Raw genomic sequence first — 15,874 nt, 5'->3', positions numbered from 1 at the left:
CCCCCCCCCCCCCCCCCCCCCCCCCCCCCCCCCCCCCCCCCCCCCCCCCCCCCCCCCCCCCCCCCCCCCCCCCCCCCCCCCCCCCCCCCCCCCCCCCCCCCCCCCCCCCCCCCCCTCTTTTAGTTGGCATCGTCGGCAGCGTCAGATGTGTATAAGAGACAGGCCTGACCCTTGGCGCGGTGTATGGCCTGATCGCCATCGGCTACACCATGGTGTACGGCATCATTGGCATGATCAACTTCGCCCACGGCGAGGTGTATATGATTTCTGCCTATCTGTGTGCGATTGGCCTGGCACTGCTCTCTTTCTTTGGTCTGCACTCTTTCCCGCTTTTGATCCTGGGCACCCTGGTATTCACCATCGTGGTCACCGGTGTTTATGGCTGGGTGATTGAACGTATTGCTTATAAACCGCTGCGTAACTCCACGCGTCTGGCTCCGCTGATTTCTGCCATCGGTATGTCGCTGATCCTGCAAAACTATGCGCAGATCAGCCAAGGGCCGCGCCAGCAGGGGATCCCCACGCTGCTGGACGGCGTTTTTCGGCTCAATTTTGATGGCGGTGTGATCCAGATTACCTACACCAAGGTATTTATTCTGGTCGCTGCACTATTGGGTATGGCGGTGCTTACCTACGTGATCCAACGCACGCGCCTGGGGCGTATCTGCCGGGCTACCCAACAGGATCGCAAGATGGCGTCGATACTCGGCATCAATACCGACCGGGTGATCTCGCTGGTGTTTGTGATCGGCGCGGCGATGGCCGGGCTGGCAGGGGTGCTGGTCACCATGAACTACGGCACCTTCGATTTTTACGTGGGCTTTATTATCGGCGTCAAAGCCTTCACCGCAGCGGTGCTGGGGGGCATTGGCTCATTACCCGGCGCGATGCTCGGAGGCTTGCTGCTTGGGGTGGCAGAGGCACAGTTCGCCGGCATGGTGAACTCGGATTACAAGGATGTGTTTTCATTTGGTCTGCTGGTGGTGATCCTGATTTTCCGCCCTCAGGGCCTGCTGGGGCGACCAATGGTCGCTAAGGTGTGAGGGAAAACTATGTCTCAATCCACAGTTCATCAAGGGCTGAGTGTTAAACGCAGCCTGCTGGATGCGGTTCTCGCGGGCCTGATCGCGCTGATTGTGTTTGGCCCGATCGTCGGCATCGTGCTGGACGGCTACAGTTTCAACTTTGAGCCACGCCGCCTGGTGGTGATTATTGCGGTAGTGATGGCGGGGCGACTGTTACTCAGCCTGTTTTTGCAAACGCCGCTGGGGCGCAAGGTGTCGGCACGTTTTGAGGGGGGCAATGACGGTGTTTATGTTCGGCCAGTCGGCGCCAGAACGAGCCTGCGTTGGATCCTGCCACTATTGGCGGTGTTGGCATTGCTGTTCCCGTTTATGGCGACCAAATACCTGCTGACCGTGGCGATCCTCGGCCTGATTTATGTGTTGTTAGGGCTAGGATTGAACATTGTGGTGGGGCTGGCCGGGTTGCTCGATCTGGGTTACGTGGCGTTTTATGCCATTGGTGCCTACGGTCTGGCGCTGGGCTATCAGTATTTGGGCCTGGGTTTTTGGGCGATGTTGCCGTTGGGGGCGCTAATGGCGGCGCTGGCCGGGGCATTGCTGGGGTTCCCGGTGCTGCGTATGCACGGTGACTATCTGGCGATTGTGACGCTGGGCTTTGGTGAGATCATCCGCCTGGTGCTGAATAACTGGGTATCGTTAACCGGCGGGCCAAACGGCGTTTCGGTTCCTGCACCGACCCTGTTCGGCCTGGAATTTGGCCGCCGAGCCAAGGAAGGGGGAGTACCGATCCATGAGTTCCTCGGTATTACCTATAACCCCAACCTGAAGTTTATCTTCATCTACGCGGTGTTGTGTCTGGTGGTGTTGCTGGTGCTGTTCGTCAAACATCGGTTGACGCGGATGCCGATAGGGCGGGCGTGGGAAGCGTTACGGGAGGATGAAATCGCTTGCCGTTCGCTCGGGCTTAATCATGTGCTGGTCAAACTCTCGGCGTTTATGATGGGGGCTTCCACCGCGGGTATCGCCGGGGTGTTCTTTGCCACCTATCAAGGGTTCGTCAATCCAACGTCGTTTACCTTCTTTGAATCGGCGCTGATCCTGGCGATCGTGGTATTGGGTGGAATGGGATCGACTATCGGTGTCGTGCTGGCGGCCTTTGTCCTGACGGTGGCCCCGGAACTGCTGCGCAGCTTTGCCGAATATCGAGTGTTGCTGTTTGGCGTACTGATGGTGTTGATGATGATCTGGCGGCCACGCGGCCTGGTGCGTATCAGCCGTAGCAGCTTTACGCCACGCAAGGGGGTAGCACCATGAGCGATGCCATTTTGCGCGTTGAACATTTGATGATGCACTTCGGCGGCATCAAAGCGCTGAACGATGTGAATCTCGAAGTGGAGCGTGGGTCGATCACCGCGTTGATCGGTCCGAACGGTGCGGGGAAAACCACGGTGTTCAACTGCCTGACCGGTTTTTACCGTGCCAGCGGCGGGGCGATCCTGCTCAATACCCACAAACGGCCGATTGATGTGATCCGTATCCTCGGCCAGAAATTCCGTGCCGGGGACTGGATTAACCCCGCGCAACTGGGGTCGCGTCTGTACTACAAAATGTTTGGTGGCACACATCTGGTGAACCGTGCCGGATTGGCCCGCACCTTCCAGAATATCCGCCTGTTCCGTGAGATGTCGGTGGTGGAGAACCTGCTGGTGGCACAACACCGTTTGAGTAACCGCAACCTGATTGCTGGCGTGCTCAATACGCCTGCCTATCGCCGGGCAGAAAATGAAGCACTGGACCGCGCATTTTACTGGCTGGAGGTGGTTGAGTTGGTGGATTGTGCCAACCGGCTGGCGGGGGAGATGTCCTACGGCCAGCAGCGGCGGCTGGAGATTGCCCGCGCGATGTGCACCACCCCGGAAATGATCTGCCTGGATGAACCCGCCGCCGGGTTGAACCCGGTGGAAACCGCGACCCTGAGCCGGATCATCCGCTTTCTGCGCCAGCATCATGAAATTACCGTGCTACTGATCGAACATGATATGGGAATGGTGATGGAGATTTCCGACCGGGTGATCGTACTGGACCACGGCAATGTGATCGCCGAGGGAACGCCGCAGGAGATCCAACACAATGACAGCGTGATCGCCGCCTATCTGGGCGCAGACGAAGAGGAGCTGGCGGGATGAGCGAGGTGATGCTGGAATTTCGCGAGGTGGATGTCCATTACGGCCCGATCCAGGCGCTGCAACAGGTGTCATTGCAGGTCAGGCAAGGGGAAACCGTAGCGTTGATCGGGGCCAACGGGGCGGGGAAATCCACCTTGCTGATGTCAATCTTTGGCCAACCTCGCATCAGCGGTGGGCAGATCCTGTTTCAGGGGACGGATATCAGCCAGCGGTCGACGCATTTTGTGGCCAGCAGCGGCATCGCTCAGGCCCCGGAAGGGCGGCGGATCTTCCCTGACATGAGCGTAGAGGAAAATCTGCTGATGGGCACCATCACCCTTGGCAACCGCTATGCCGCTGAAGATATGCAACGGATGTATGAGCTGTTTCCGCGCCTGAAAGAGCGGCGTAACCAGCGAGCGATGACCATGTCCGGCGGTGAGCAGCAAATGCTGGCAATAGCCCGTGCGCTGATGAGTCGGCCAAAGCTGCTGTTGCTGGATGAGCCGAGTCTGGGGCTGGCACCGATCATCGTCAAACAGATCTTCAGCATTCTGCGCGAACTGGCCAACGGCGGCATGACGATCTTTCTGGTTGAGCAGAATGCCAATCATGCGTTGAAACTGTCCGACCGGGGTTATGTGATGGTCAATGGGCAAATCCGCCTGAGCGGCAGCGGCGCGGAACTGCTGAGCAATCAGGAGGTGAGAAAGGCTTATTTGGGGGGCGCATAAAGGCAATCGCCCCGATGAGGGGCGCATTGAACATCCTCGAGCGAAGGGGCGCCGCATGTGTGCCCCTGCTGTTGAAAAAAACAGCGTCACAAAAACGTGATCTAGGTCGCATTCTGGTTACGGGTTAGTTAAAATGGCGGCACTGCCAGCCCCTGTTCCGGAACACCTTACGATGGATGAAATCAGCACTTCCCGCTCGACCGCCTGGATGCGCGTGGTCGTCTTGGCCATTTCGGCATTTATCTTTAATACCACCGAATTTATCCCCGTCGGGTTATTGAGTGATATTGCCCAAAGCTTTGGGATGCAAACCGAGCAGGTGGGGCTGATCATCACCATTTATGCCTGGATCGTTGCCACGATGTCGCTGGTTTGTATGTTACTGACCAGCAAGATTGAGCGGCGTAAGCTGCTGATCGGGGTATTTATCCTGTTTATTGCCAGCCATGTGCTCACCGCCGTGGCCTGGAACTTTACCACCTTGGTGATCTCGCGAGCCGGTGTGGCGCTGGCGCACTCGGTGTTCTGGTCAATCACCGCGTCATTGGCCATTCGTGTCGCGCCCGCAGGCAAAAAGGCACAGGCATTGAGCATGCTGGCTGGGGGAACCGCGCTGGCGATGGTGTTGGGCTTACCGTTAGGGCGAGTGGTGGGGCAGCTACTCGGTTGGCGTATGACGTTTATTGGCATTGCCGTGTGCGCCACCCTGGCGTTGGTGATGCTGTGGCGCTTGCTGCCGGTGCTGAAAAGCGAGCATTCCGGTTCACTGGCCAGCGTTCCCCTGCTGTTCAAACGCCCGGAGCTGGTCAGCCTGTATATGTTGACCATCATTGTGGTGACCGCGCACTTTACTGCCTACAGCTACATCGAGCCCTTTATCCAGACCGTGGCCGGGTTATCTGCCAACTTCACCACCTTGATGCTGTTGCTGTTTGGTGCTGCGGGTATTGTCGGCAGCCTGCTGTTCAGCCGCTACAGCGAACGTTTCCCGTCGGGTTTCTTCATCGGGGCAATTGGTATGCTGGCCCTCAGCCTGTTATTGCTGTTGCCCGCCTCCGGTAATGAAACGACTCTGACGTTGCTGTGTGTGGTTTGGGGCATGGCCATCATGGCGATTGGTCTTTCAATGCAGGCGAAGGTGCTAAGTCTGGCACCGGATGCGACCGATGTCTCGATGGCGATCTTCTCCGGTTTGTATAACTTTGGGATCGGCGGTGGGGCGTTGCTGGGCAACCAGGTCAGCCTGCATCTGGGAATGCCAAACATTGGCTTCGTCGGTGCGCCGTTGGCCCTGATCGCCCTTGGCTGGTGTGTATTGAGTTTCTACCGCAGCGAACGCTTGCAGCACCATCAGGCCTGATCCACGTTCCCTTGATTGCCGGGCCCGGCAATCAAGGGCTATCTAAGACTTACCCTCTCTTTAGCTCCCATCTTGCCGCCATGTTTTGCTACCAGATACGCAAAATATCAACGCTCATGTTTCACCGTCATCGAAATGCTGGGATCGGCCCCCAGCTTCATCATTGTGGCCGCTGTCTCTCGTACTAAGCTCCGACATAATGCAATTTATAGGTTTACACCTATATAGCTTTTGACCTATATTGCTAAGGAGCACATGTGTGGGAGATTAAAACAACGGATATGTTTGATGAGTGGTTCAGCCGGTTGGAGGACACTGACAGAGCTTCTGTGCTGGCGTCACTCATTGTACTACGTGAAAAAGGTCCTCAGTTGCCCAGACCTTATGCCGACACGGTAAAGGGATCGCGCTACAGCAACATGAAGGAACTACGCGTGCAAAGTCGAGGCATACCGATACGGGCATTCTTTGCCTTTGATCCACGTCGTCGCGGTATTTTGCTTTGTGCTGGTAACAAGGCCGGTAATGAGAAGCGTTTTTATGAGGTGATGATCCCGATTGCCGATCGGGAGTTTACCCAATTTCTGAATACATCAGAGAACAAGGAGTAGGCCATGGGCAGAGCACTGGAACAAATCCTGGCGGAAGAAAAACCTGAAGTAGTGGCCAGCGCTGAGCGCATTGCGGCGGATACGCTGCTCAATATTCACCTGGCCGAGCTTCGTGAGCGGGTGCAGAAAACCCAGGTTGAAATGGCACAGGCGCTTGGCATCAAACAACCCACCGTCGCGGGTATGGAAAAGCCTGGCCGCGATCTGAAGCTCTCCTCGCTCAAGCGCTATATCGAGGCCGCGGGGGGCAAGCTGCGTCTGGATATCGAGCTGCCGGATGGTTCGCACTACGGGTTTGTTATTTAATCAACTGGCTCGATTATTCAACCCTAAATCTGTCGCGGATAGGTTTGAACGCTGTAGCTTGCCAGGCGACGGGTATATATTGTTTGCCTATCGTCGGCAACGGCAGCGTTTGAACTTTGCGCCATCTTATTAGGAGTTTGATTATGTCCAGCACCCATCTGTCAGGTACTTTTACGCTCGGCACGCACACCGTCAAGCGGCTCGGCTATGGCGCCATGCAACTCGCCGGACCGGGAGTTTTCGGTCCGCCGAAGGATCCTGAAACGGCCATCGCGGTTCTGCGTGAAGTGATTGCCAACGGGGTCAACCATATCGATACCAGCGATTTTTATGGCCCGCACTATACCAATCAAATCATTCGCCAGGCACTGCATCCTTATGCCGACGATCTGGTCATTGTCACCAAGATCGGTGCTCGCCGCGATGAGCAAGGTGCATGGTTGCCTGCGTTTTCTCCGGCGGAGCTGACCCAGGCCGTGCATGACAACCTGCGTAATCTGGGGTTGGATGTGCTTGATGTGGTCAATCTGCGCTGCATGTTTGATGCACACGGCCCGGCAGAAGGGTCACTTGAAGAGCCACTCTCCGTGCTAGCCGAGCTACAACAGCAGGGGCTGGTTCGCCATATCGGGCTGAGCAATGTCACCTCGGCTCAGGTTGCGCAAGGGCAGAAGATTTGTGAGATTGTCTGCGTACAGAATAATTACAACCTGGTACACCGGGATGACGACGCACTGATCGACGAACTGGCTGGCAAGGGCATTGCCTACGTGCCGTTCTTCCCGCTGGGTGGATTCACGCCATTGCAGTCTACGACGTTGTCGGACGTTGCGCAGCAGGTGGGAGCCTCACCTATGCAAGTGGCACTTGCCTGGTTGCTGCAGCGTTCACCAAACATTCTGCTGATCCCAGGGACATCTTCCCTGGCACATCTGAAAGAAAATCTTGCCGCAGCCCAACTCAAACTGCCGGGCGAGGCTATTGCGAAGTTGAATGCGATCTAAGGCAACCCGACAACAGTAACCTCTGCGGGAGCCCTGGGTTCCCGCTAAAAATTCATCCTCCCAGCATTCTCATCCCTCTGCGGATCAACGCCAGTCCTCTTTTCTTTAATGTATTAATAAAATCCATTCTTATCAGTAAAGAGACAAATGTTGTCTTAAATGTGTCCATTTTATAAGATGATTGTTAATATGTTAACGAATAATCACCAAGACTCACGCCCACAACCGCTGAGGCGTTATTGATGATAAAGGAGCCGCTATGCCACCTGCCTTTACTAACCGGCCGCCACGTTGGTTGATCCCGCTACTGGGATCGCTGGTGGCTTTTGGCCCGCTGTCGATTGATATGTATCTGCCTGCGTTACCCGCGATGGGGCAACAACTGCATGCCACACAGGGGCAGATGCAGCATTCATTGGGGGCATTCTTTGCCGGTTTTTGCATCGGCATGTTGCTGTACGGGCCGCTTAGCGATCGGCTAGGCAGGCGAAAGCTGCTGTTGAGCGGCATGCTGCTGTTCGTGATTGCCAGCGTGCTATGTACGCAGGTCACGCAGGTTGAACAACTGGTGGTATTGCGGGCGTTACAGGCATTTGGTAGCGGGGCCGCGGTGGTGATGGCGCGCGCCATCGCCAGGGATGTTTATGCCTCGGAAGAGCTTCCCCGAGTGTTATCGCTAATGACGCTGGTTACCATGATTGCACCGCTGCTGGCCCCGTTGTTGGGCGGTGCTTTGCTGATGGTCTTCGACTGGCAAGCCATCTTCATGTTGTTGGCGGTGGTGGGCTGTATCAGCGGGTTATTGGTGTTCTGGGTACTGCCTGAGACGTTAAAAACCCCGCCAGGGCAGTCAGGTAGCATCCTGAAAGCGTTTCATAACTATTGCCTGTTGGTCCGTGACAGAGAAGCGATGGGCATTATTGCAACTCTGGCGTTTTCCTTCGCAGGCATGTTTGCCTTTATCAGCGGTTCTCCCTTTGTCTACATCAGCTACTTCCAGGTGCCCGCTCAGTATTACGGGCTGCTGTTTGGCTGCAACGTCATTGGCATGATCGCCGTGCTGCTGCTGAACGTGCGGATGCTGAAGGTCTACAGCCTGCCGCGCTTATTGATGATACAAAGCAGTGCCCAGGTATTGTTTGGGCTGTTGCTACTGGTGTTCCATCAGCAGAGCCTCTCCATCTTGGTGATTCTGGTGGTGTTGTTTATGTCGCTGGTGAATGCTATTGGCACCAACAGCCTGTCGCTACTGTTGCAACAACGCGGTCAACAGGCTGGGAGTGCCAGTGCCCTGGCGATCTCGTTGCAGTTTGGTATGGGGGCGTTGGCAAGCCTGGCCGTTTCCTGGTTGCAGGATGACACGCCGTTTGCCATGACGTTGGTGATGGCCGTCTGCGCGGCGCTAGGTTGGGTAGGGCAGAGGATGTCTGTGGCGCGAATAGGTTCACGGCTGCATGAATAGGTAGGATGTGGTGGTGAAGTTTTCATGCGCATTGCCGTTGCCGACAATGCGCATGAGGTTTACCGAGTAAACTCACTGACTATTGGCAATAATACCGCGCAACAGCTTCTTCAAAATGCCCACTTCGTCTGCCGTGAAGGCGGACAGGACCTGCTCTTGCTGTTTGGCAGCAATATCTCTCAGTACGCTGGCCTGGCGTTCTCCTGCCTCGGTCAAGTGATGGCCATTCTCGGTGCTGGACACCAAACCTTTACGGTACAACGCTTCCTGCGCCTCTTCGATTTCTCTGGTTGGCATCGCCATTTCTGCCAGTAGGCAGGCCTTATCAAGGCAGGCATCGCTGTCCAACACCAGCAGCATTCTGGCCTCGCTGGCCCGCAACCCGGTGGAGAGCTGCTTGGGCTGGTAGCTGCTTTGATAGCTGCGCAGCGCCTGGGTGAGCAAGTAGAAGACGTTGTTATTCAGGCGCTCCTGCCTGGCGCTACCTACTGCGTTCTGTGCAACGCGCTCCGCCACCTGCGGGTAAGGCAGCACCATGGAATAGGATCCCTGGTGATACACCAGCGGTGCGCGGCCCAGGTCGTCAAACGCGACCACTTTACCAATCAGGATCCAGTGGTCACCGCCGTCAACCTGCTGATATTTCTCACACTGAAAGCGTGCGGCACAGTCGGTAAGCAAAGGCACGTCACCTGCGCCGACCTCCACCTCAATCCCGGCAAATTTATCCTCGCTGGGGCGGGCGAAACGATTGGAGATATCCATCTGATCGGCGGCCAGCACGTTAATGGCGAAGTGGCTGGCTTGTTCAAAGATCGCGTAGCTGCCGGAGCGTTTATCAATGCTCCACAATACCAACGGCGGATCCAGTGATACCGAGTTAAAGCTATTGGCCGTGACTCCCACGCGGGTGCCATCTGCGGTTGCTGCTGTCACTACCGTCACGCCGGTGGCGAAATTACCCAGCGCACGGCGAAATGCGCGGGGATCCAGAGCAGGTTCTGTGTGATGTGTCATTAAATAGGTTCTCCTGCTCGTTACACCATCGTCGGATCGGGTTCTAACCCCATCAACTCGCGGCCTAATATCTGTGCACAGATATCGTAATCGGTATAGGCATGTGCCCCGGTCATGTGTGAGTCGCGGAACAATCGCTGGATCTCATTGCTTTCCATCCAACTGGTTGCCCCTGCGGCGCTGAACAAGCGATCAACCGATTCGATGCACATTTTGACCGCGTAGGCCTGGTTGGTACGCCAGAACGTCAATGTCTGGTGAGAAGGATATTGGTGCTTGCGGCCGTGTTCGGCATGTTCTTGCCAGGTTTTTTCCAAAAAGGCACGGGCGGCAGCAACCTGATGGGTGGACTCTGCCAGACGCATCAGCGCCGGGGTGGCCGTCCCCACGCTGGCTCCGGTATAGGCTCGCACGCGGTTTTGGGTTTTTTCTTTGAAGGCGACCAGCATACGCTCCGCAACGCCAAGGCTGATGGCGGCAAAACCGCAGGCGAAATAGGGGCGATAGGGCGAGTAGAAAATATTACTGTCTGGGTAGAGGCCGAAACCCGCAGAGCGCCCGTGCATCATATCCTGAGCGGCTTCAATGCGGTGGTTCGGCACGAAGGCGTTTTTTATGACCAACGTTTTGGAACCGCTGCCGCGCATGCCAACCGCAAACCAGTCATCACGAATTTCGTAATCGCTACGTGGGATCACGCCAAAGCTGTAGAGCAACTCACCGTCGGCGTTTTTGCGGCGAAAGCCGACAATCGCCCATTCGGCGTGGTCACAACCGCTGCTCCAGCCCATTTCACCGCTCAGATAGACACCGCCTTCGGCTTCCTCAATACGGCCAAACGGGGCAATACTGCTGCTGGCGGTGGCATCTGGATTATCGCCCCAGATCTCTTGTTGCAGTTTGGGGGAAAACATCGCTATCTGATGGCTGTGGGTGCATAGCAAACTGAAAGCCCAGGCGGTTCCGCCACAGGCTCCGGCCAGCGCGGCGACACAATCGGTGAATTCTGGCAGGGAGATTTCCAGGCCACCGAATTTTTTCGGTTGGAACACCCGGTGCATACCTATGCTTTTTAACAAACGGATATTCTCATCCGGTACTTTTCGTTCGCTTTCCGCCTGTGCGGCGTTGGCAGCGATAAGTGGCAGAATGGGCAGTAATTTTTCCAGCATCGGGTTGCTAGTATTCATCAGTTGGTTCCCTCGGTAGGGGTGGGCGTGGGATGAGTATGGGGGAAGGATATTTTAATGGAATGTAACATTCAGGTAAAAAATTGTACTTTTCATGTTAAATATCGAGGGTGTGATCTGGCGGCGAGTTTGAGGCTCTTGGTTAGTCAGCTGCAATGGACTGATACCAGATTCATAAAACTTTGCGTAAGTAAGGAACGCGGTAGCCGTAGTCTGGCTTGTGGGTTTTCCTGTGCGTTGCGCAGCTTCGGTAGGTTGCATCAGGCGTTTGGCAATGTCGGAATCATTTAGCACTTTATCGCTCAGTGCCTGATTCACATTCTGGGTGAAATGGAGAGTCAATGGGCCAGGTTAGATCAGGTGCCCGTCATAGATCCGCAAGTACCGATGGTAAAAATATTCAATATCGGTCGGTGAGTTCTCAGTTTTTCGGCGTAGGGTTTCTAAAATGGAGTGAAGTTTATCCGGAGAGAACCATGAAGCCTGAAAACAAAGTACGCGTGCTGGAAAGGATCTCACCACAAATGCGCGAGATCCTGACGTTTCAGCAAGCGCATCCACAGCCTGCTGTTGACGAAAGTGATCTTCCCGCGCAGCGGCGAGCCTACAGTGATGAGCGTCGCTACTGGAATGAAGGTGGACCACAGCCTGTTCGTAGCCAGGATATTATGGTACCCACATTCTGCTATGAGACAAAAACCCGGATTTACATTTCACAAGAGCGCGCCCAGGGAACGCTTTTCTATCTGCATGGCGGTGGGTTTGTTTTGGGTAATCTCGATACCCACGACAGGATCATGCGGCTGCTGGCGCACTATACTGGCTGTACTGTTATCGGAATTGATTACCCCCTTTCTCCTGAAACTAAATTCCCGCAGGGCATCGAAGATATTGTTGCTGTGTGTCAGTTTTATTATCACCACGCCGAAAGTTATGCGCTGAACATGGAACAGATTGGTCTGGCGGGTGATTCTGCCGGCGCTATGCTGGCACTGGCTTCCATGTTGTGGATGCGTGATAAAAATATCCACTGTGGTCACGTGAAGGGGCTTTTGCTCTGGTATGGACTGTATGGTTTGCGAGATTCCGCCAGTCGACGTTTGTATGGCGGCAGTTGGGATGGACTGACGCAGGAGGATTTAGCCTTCTATGAAACGGCTTATCTCAATAAGGTAAGCGATCGTGAATCACCGTATTACTGCTTGTTTAATAATAATCTTAGTAATGCCATGCCACCCTGTTTTATCGCCACCGCAGAGTATGACCCGCTGGTTGATGATAGCGTGGCACTTTACCATGTTTTACAAGAGCATGGCCAGGAGTGCAGCTACAAGATGTACCCGGGTACGCTACATGCTTTTTTGCATTACTCACGCATGATGGATATTGCCGATGAAGCATTGCGCGATGGTGCACAATATTTTCGCCAGCAGTTGCGCTGAATTTGAATTTTATTTTTCGATTAGGGAAACTGTATGAATGATAAATGTATTGATAAACCGTTGTATTTATTAATTGCGGATTGGGTAATGGCACAAAACCGCTGGATTAGTGCCAAAGAAATTGCCTGTGAGTTTAATATCGACCCCTGTAAAGCCATTAACACCGTTTCGTATATTCTGGCCGATGTTGAGGAAATCGAGTGTGAAACCAAAACGATGCCTACTCAGCTCAAGGGCAGAGGATGCCAGTGCCAGCGATTATTGAAAGTCAGCAGTATTGATAAGCAGTTATACGCCCGACTGGAATCTTCTTCTGAAGTAAAGAATGTATTCCATATCTCCTCACCCCGGCTGGCAGCAGTGCCGCCTGGGGAGCTTAACCAAGAGCAGAAGTGGCAGTGGATGCTATCCAAAACACAACGTCGGTAGGTTTATAACCTTCATACTTCAAGTTGCATGCGTGTTGGTAATACTCGATCCTGTGAGGCTGCAGCAAACAGGCGCGTAATGCGCCTGTTTTTACAGGTGTTTAGGCTTTACATCTGTCGTGCCGCGTAGCCTGGGGCGGTTTGCTTCAACCTTGCACATTGGCTCTGTAGGATAAAGCGATGTATGGCATCGTGCTGCCAGATCCTGATACTCTCTGGTATTGAGTTTTTTCCAATGTCGTTCTTCATCAGTTACCGCTCGCAGATGTCGGGCTGGGCTGCCAACCAGCAACTGCCGTGGTGCACCGATAAACCCAGCTTTCACAAAACTCATTGCCGCGACAATACTCTCATCCCCAATTATCGCACCGTCCATGATCACGCTGTTCATACCAACCAGCGCATCACGGCCAACGATGCAACCATGCAGAATGGCGCCATGACCAATATGTCCGGATTCATGCACGATGGTGTCCGTATCGCAGTAACCATGCATGATGCAACCATCCTGAATGTTGGCTCCGGCCTCGATAATCAGTCGGCCATAGTCGCCACGCAGTGAAGCATGTGGACCGATGTAAACCTGCGCACCGATAATCACATCACCGATGATCACCGCCGATGGATGTACCCAGGCCGTGGGGTGCACAACAGGTGTCAGCCCTTCAAACGAATAAAAACTCATCTCCCTCTCCCATCAGGAAAGCGCTCCGTCTCATCTGGAGTATTGCAAATTATCTGTTTTTCCATTGTGGTTCGCGTTTCTCAGTAAACGCCTGTGGCCCTTCGAGCGCATCTTCTGAATGCAGTACACTCGGATAATGTTTAAGTGTACCGCTACGCATCAGTTGGTAGCCTGCTTCAATCGGCAATTCGCGGGTAGCGCGATAAATCTCTTTCAGGGCGGCAATAGCGAGTGGCGCGCTGGAAACGATTTGCGCGGCCAGTTCCCTCGCACTGTCCATCAGAGCATCGGGGCTGACAACACGATTGACGATTCCCCAGTGGAGCGCCTCTTGTGCATCCATGCGTCTGCCGGTCATTACCATTTCATTGACGAGGGCAGGCGGCAGGATTTTCGGTAAGCGCAGTACGCCGCCGCTGTCTGGCACAATCCCTAATTTCGCCTCGGGTAATGCGAAGCTCGCGTTATCAGAACAGACGATCATGTCTGCTGCCAGCGCCAATTCGAAGCCGCCGCCGAAAGCATAGCCGTTGACGGCGGCAATCACGGGTTTATCCAGATTGAAGATTTCCGTAAGTCCGGCAAAACCACCAGGACCAAAATCAGCGTCTGGAGCTTCTCCTTCCGCGGCGGATTTCAGGTCCCAACCAGCGGAGAAAAAACGCTCGCCGGCACCGGTAATAATCGCAATGCGTAATTCAGGGTCGTCACGAAATTGCAGAAAAGTTTCCCCCATCTTGAAGCTGGTGGCGGCGTCAATGGCGTTGGCTTTTGGCCTGTTTAGCACGATTTCCAGAACCGGACCGTTACGGGTGATCTGTAATTCATTGTTCATTTTTCCCTTCCTTTTCAATGTATTATTGAAGTTGCTTTTTTATCACTTTTCCAGAGCAGTTGCGGGGGAGATCCTGACGAATTTCCATACACGTCGGAACTTTGAATTTCGCCATGTTGGACTCGCAATAGCTGAAAAATTCGTGGTCGCTAAAACTTTCCCCTTCATGAAGAACGATAAACGCTTTAATTGCCTGATCGCGCATAGCATCAGGAATACCAATGACGGCAACGTCTTGAATTTTCGGATGCGAGGCGAGAATATTTTCGATTTCACTACAGGAGATATTTTCGCCGCCGCGTTTGATCATATTGCTGCTGCGATCGACGAAATAGAAAAAGCCATCTTCGTCCTGATAACCACAATCACCGGTGTGTAACCAACCGTGTTGGTACGCATGGGCGGTCGCTTCCGGCTGGTTGTAATACTCTTTGAACAGCGTTTTTCCTGGTTCACCTTTAATGCAGATTTCGCCGACTTCACCAGGCGGAACAACCGCGCCGCGGTAGTTGCGGATTTGCGCTTCGTAGCCAAAACCAGGGCGGCCAATGGAAGGCCAGCGTCGCATGTCTCCAGGACGGTCGCCGATAATCCCGACAATAGTTTCCGTCATACCGTAAGAGGTCAGGAGTCTTACACCAAAGCGCGCAATAAAGGCCTCTTTTTCCTCAACCGAAAGATTGAGATAAAACAGCACTTCACGCAGTCGATGCTGCCTTTCATCTGGGTTGTGAGGCTGGGCCAGCAGCGTTCTTATCATCATCGGGATACATTCGGTGACCGTCGCCTGGTACTTGAGGATCTTGCTCCAGAAAGCGCGGGCGCTGTATTTTTCAAGCAACACAAAAGTGGCCCCTGCGGAGAATGCCGCCATGGCAGCCGTACACTGGCAATCAATATGAAACGCAGGCATGACAGTGAGATAAACATCATCGGCACGCAGCGCGCACTGCCAGGCAGTGTAATAGCCTGCAAAGCGTAAATTGTAGTGAGTGATGACGACCCCTTTAGGGCGTGACGTGGTGCCGGAGGTGAACAAAATTTCTGCTGTGTCATTAACGCTCAGCTCAACATGACACATTAGCTCAGGCGCGTGCTGTTGCTGGAGCGCTGAAAAATCAAGCGTAACCGCATCCGTGGCAATTGCCAGGTTTGAAATGAGAAGAATGCGCTCAAGCGAGGTGTTGTTTTCGCCAAGTATCTGCCGATATAGCGGATAAAAGTGATGGGTAGTGACCACCATGCGGGCCTGGCAGTTATCAACCAGCCACCGGCTTTCCTCGATTAAAAAGCGAGCGTTGATAGGGACTACAATAGCCCCAATTTTCGCCAGCCCAAACCAGCAAAAAATGAACTCCGGGCAGTTGTCGAGATGCAGGGCGACTCTGTCACCTTTTTCCACACCAAGCCCATGGAAGAGGTTAGCCGTGCGGTTAATTTCCTCATTCAGGGTCTGGTAACCGAATTGCCGTACCTCACCTGTAGCGGATTCAAAAATCAGTGCGGTTTTGTTGCCATTAACATCCGCCATGTTGTCCCACATCTGGCGTAAGTTTTGTCCACCTATAAGATCCATTGAACGCTTATCCCGCTCTTAGACGCAGATGGCT

16 protein-coding genes are annotated in these 15,874 nt (G+C 54.2%); 11 read left to right on the top strand and 5 right to left on the bottom strand.

All coding sequences use genetic code 11. The features are described from left to right. Positions 1-164 precede the first annotated feature (164 nt). From JHD74_RS05535 to JHD74_RS05495, 9 genes are all read left to right on the top strand, one after another. A complete protein-coding gene (locus JHD74_RS05535; protein WP_199061981.1) occupies positions 165-1,043 on the top strand; it encodes a branched-chain amino acid ABC transporter permease LivH in 879 nt (292 codons plus the stop codon). A 9-nt stretch (positions 1,044-1,052) separates the two neighbouring features. Next, positions 1,053-2,339: a high-affinity branched-chain amino acid ABC transporter permease LivM gene (gene livM / locus JHD74_RS05530; RefSeq protein ID WP_024528100.1), complete on the top strand. Its 1,287-nt coding sequence runs from the start codon at positions 1,053-1,055 to the stop codon at positions 2,337-2,339. Further along, positions 2,336-3,211 (top strand): ABC transporter ATP-binding protein, encoded by an 876-nt coding sequence (locus tag JHD74_RS05525; RefSeq protein WP_024528101.1) that lies wholly within the window; start codon positions 2,336-2,338, stop codon positions 3,209-3,211. The genes livM and JHD74_RS05525 overlap by 4 nt, the downstream gene beginning before the upstream one ends. After that, on the top strand, positions 3,208-3,924 hold the full coding sequence (locus JHD74_RS05520) for an ABC transporter ATP-binding protein (RefSeq protein ID WP_021805811.1): 717 nt from the start codon (positions 3,208-3,210) through the stop codon (positions 3,922-3,924). Before JHD74_RS05525 ends, JHD74_RS05520 begins: the two co-directional genes overlap by 4 nt. A 172-nt stretch (positions 3,925-4,096) precedes the next feature. Then, the gene (locus tag JHD74_RS05515; protein ID WP_024528102.1) at positions 4,097-5,284 is read left to right on the top strand and encodes a sugar transporter; all 1,188 of its coding nucleotides are present in this window, start codon (positions 4,097-4,099) and stop codon (positions 5,282-5,284) included. A 257-nt stretch (positions 5,285-5,541) separates the two neighbouring features. Continuing rightward, on the top strand, positions 5,542-5,895 hold the full coding sequence (locus JHD74_RS05510; RefSeq protein ID WP_098930548.1) for a type II toxin-antitoxin system RelE/ParE family toxin: 354 nt from the start codon (positions 5,542-5,544) through the stop codon (positions 5,893-5,895). Between the two features lie 3 nt (positions 5,896-5,898). Then, positions 5,899-6,201 carry a helix-turn-helix domain-containing protein gene (locus JHD74_RS05505; protein ID WP_199061971.1) on the top strand — a complete coding sequence of 101 codons (303 nt, stop codon included), beginning with the start codon at positions 5,899-5,901 and terminating at the stop codon, positions 6,199-6,201. A 143-nt stretch (positions 6,202-6,344) separates the two neighbouring features. Further along, on the top strand, positions 6,345-7,205 hold the full coding sequence (locus JHD74_RS05500) for an aldo/keto reductase family oxidoreductase (RefSeq protein WP_024528104.1): 861 nt from the start codon (positions 6,345-6,347) through the stop codon (positions 7,203-7,205). A 259-nt stretch (positions 7,206-7,464) separates the two neighbouring features. Next, positions 7,465-8,667, top strand: a complete 1,203-nt coding sequence (locus JHD74_RS05495; RefSeq protein ID WP_024528105.1) for a Bcr/CflA family multidrug efflux MFS transporter — start codon at positions 7,465-7,467, stop codon at positions 8,665-8,667. A 72-nt stretch (positions 8,668-8,739) separates the two neighbouring features. On the opposite strand, the gene JHD74_RS05490 is transcribed toward JHD74_RS05495, so the two are convergent. Together JHD74_RS05490 and JHD74_RS05485 are read right to left on the bottom strand one after the other, a co-directional pair. Continuing rightward, a complete protein-coding gene (locus JHD74_RS05490) occupies positions 8,740-9,684 on the bottom strand; it encodes a p-hydroxyphenylacetate 3-hydroxylase reductase component (protein WP_065683277.1) in 945 nt (314 codons plus the stop codon). 20 nt (positions 9,685-9,704) lie between these two features. Then, positions 9,705-10,874 carry a p-hydroxyphenylacetate 3-hydroxylase oxygenase component gene (locus JHD74_RS05485; RefSeq protein WP_233169446.1) on the bottom strand — a complete coding sequence of 390 codons (1,170 nt, stop codon included), beginning with the start codon at positions 10,872-10,874 and terminating at the stop codon, positions 9,705-9,707. 476 nt (positions 10,875-11,350) lie between these two features. On the opposite strand from JHD74_RS05485, the gene aes reads away from it, so the two are divergent. Beyond that, positions 11,351-12,316, top strand: coding sequence for an acetyl esterase (aes, locus tag JHD74_RS05480; protein WP_199061969.1), 966 nt, complete (start codon positions 11,351-11,353; stop codon positions 12,314-12,316). 33 nt (positions 12,317-12,349) lie between these two features. Continuing rightward, the gene (gene caiF, locus JHD74_RS05475; protein ID WP_024528109.1) at positions 12,350-12,745 is read left to right on the top strand and encodes a carnitine metabolism transcriptional regulator CaiF; all 396 of its coding nucleotides are present in this window, start codon (positions 12,350-12,352) and stop codon (positions 12,743-12,745) included. A 90-nt stretch (positions 12,746-12,835) separates the two neighbouring features. Here the strand turns inward: caiF and caiE are convergent, their stop codons facing one another. Genes caiE through caiC form a run of 3 tightly spaced genes read right to left on the bottom strand, consistent with a single transcriptional unit; the run spans position 12,836 to position 15,840 of the window. Next, on the bottom strand, positions 12,836-13,429 hold the full coding sequence (gene caiE, locus JHD74_RS05470) for a carnitine operon protein CaiE (RefSeq protein WP_074031932.1): 594 nt from the start codon (positions 13,427-13,429) through the stop codon (positions 12,836-12,838). A 49-nt stretch (positions 13,430-13,478) separates the two neighbouring features. Beyond that, on the bottom strand, positions 13,479-14,264 hold the full coding sequence (caiD, locus tag JHD74_RS05465) for a crotonobetainyl-CoA hydratase (protein WP_024528111.1): 786 nt from the start codon (positions 14,262-14,264) through the stop codon (positions 13,479-13,481). A gap of 22 nt (positions 14,265-14,286) precedes the next feature. Next, positions 14,287-15,840: a crotonobetaine/carnitine-CoA ligase gene (gene caiC / locus JHD74_RS05460; RefSeq protein ID WP_074031933.1), complete on the bottom strand. Its 1,554-nt coding sequence runs from the start codon at positions 15,838-15,840 to the stop codon at positions 14,287-14,289. Between the last annotated feature and the right edge of the window lie 34 nt (positions 15,841-15,874).

The sequence above is a fragment of the Serratia sp. ASV30 genome, assembly GCF_016428815.1.
GTDB classification, from domain to species: domain Bacteria; phylum Pseudomonadota; class Gammaproteobacteria; order Enterobacterales; family Enterobacteriaceae; genus Chania; species Chania fonticola_C.
The sequence above is the reverse complement of the archived record's forward strand: the minus strand, read 5'-3'. Positions and strand labels throughout refer to the sequence as shown.

Coding starts and splice junctions, on each gene's coding strand:
- livM (WP_024528100.1), top strand. CDS start 1,053: ATGTCTCAATCCACAGTTCATCAAGGGCTGAGTGTTAAACGCAGCCTG.
- JHD74_RS05525 (WP_024528101.1), top strand. CDS start 2,336: ATGAGCGATGCCATTTTGCGCGTTGAACATTTGATGATGCACTTCGGC.
- JHD74_RS05520 (WP_021805811.1), top strand. CDS start 3,208: ATGAGCGAGGTGATGCTGGAATTTCGCGAGGTGGATGTCCATTACGGC.
- JHD74_RS05515 (WP_024528102.1), top strand. CDS start 4,097: ATGGATGAAATCAGCACTTCCCGCTCGACCGCCTGGATGCGCGTGGTC.
- JHD74_RS05505 (WP_199061971.1), top strand. CDS start 5,899: ATGGGCAGAGCACTGGAACAAATCCTGGCGGAAGAAAAACCTGAAGTA.
- JHD74_RS05500 (WP_024528104.1), top strand. CDS start 6,345: ATGTCCAGCACCCATCTGTCAGGTACTTTTACGCTCGGCACGCACACC.
- JHD74_RS05495 (WP_024528105.1), top strand. CDS start 7,465: ATGCCACCTGCCTTTACTAACCGGCCGCCACGTTGGTTGATCCCGCTA.
- JHD74_RS05490 (WP_065683277.1), bottom strand. CDS start 9,684: ATGACACATCACACAGAACCTGCTCTGGATCCCCGCGCATTTCGCCGT.
- JHD74_RS05485 (WP_233169446.1), bottom strand. CDS start 10,874: ATGAATACTAGCAACCCGATGCTGGAAAAATTACTGCCCATTCTGCCA.
- aes (WP_199061969.1), top strand. CDS start 11,351: ATGAAGCCTGAAAACAAAGTACGCGTGCTGGAAAGGATCTCACCACAA.
- caiF (WP_024528109.1), top strand. CDS start 12,350: ATGAATGATAAATGTATTGATAAACCGTTGTATTTATTAATTGCGGAT.
- caiE (WP_074031932.1), bottom strand. CDS start 13,429: ATGAGTTTTTATTCGTTTGAAGGGCTGACACCTGTTGTGCACCCCACG.
- caiD (WP_024528111.1), bottom strand. CDS start 14,264: ATGAACAATGAATTACAGATCACCCGTAACGGTCCGGTTCTGGAAATC.
- caiC (WP_074031933.1), bottom strand. CDS start 15,840: ATGGATCTTATAGGTGGACAAAACTTACGCCAGATGTGGGACAACATG.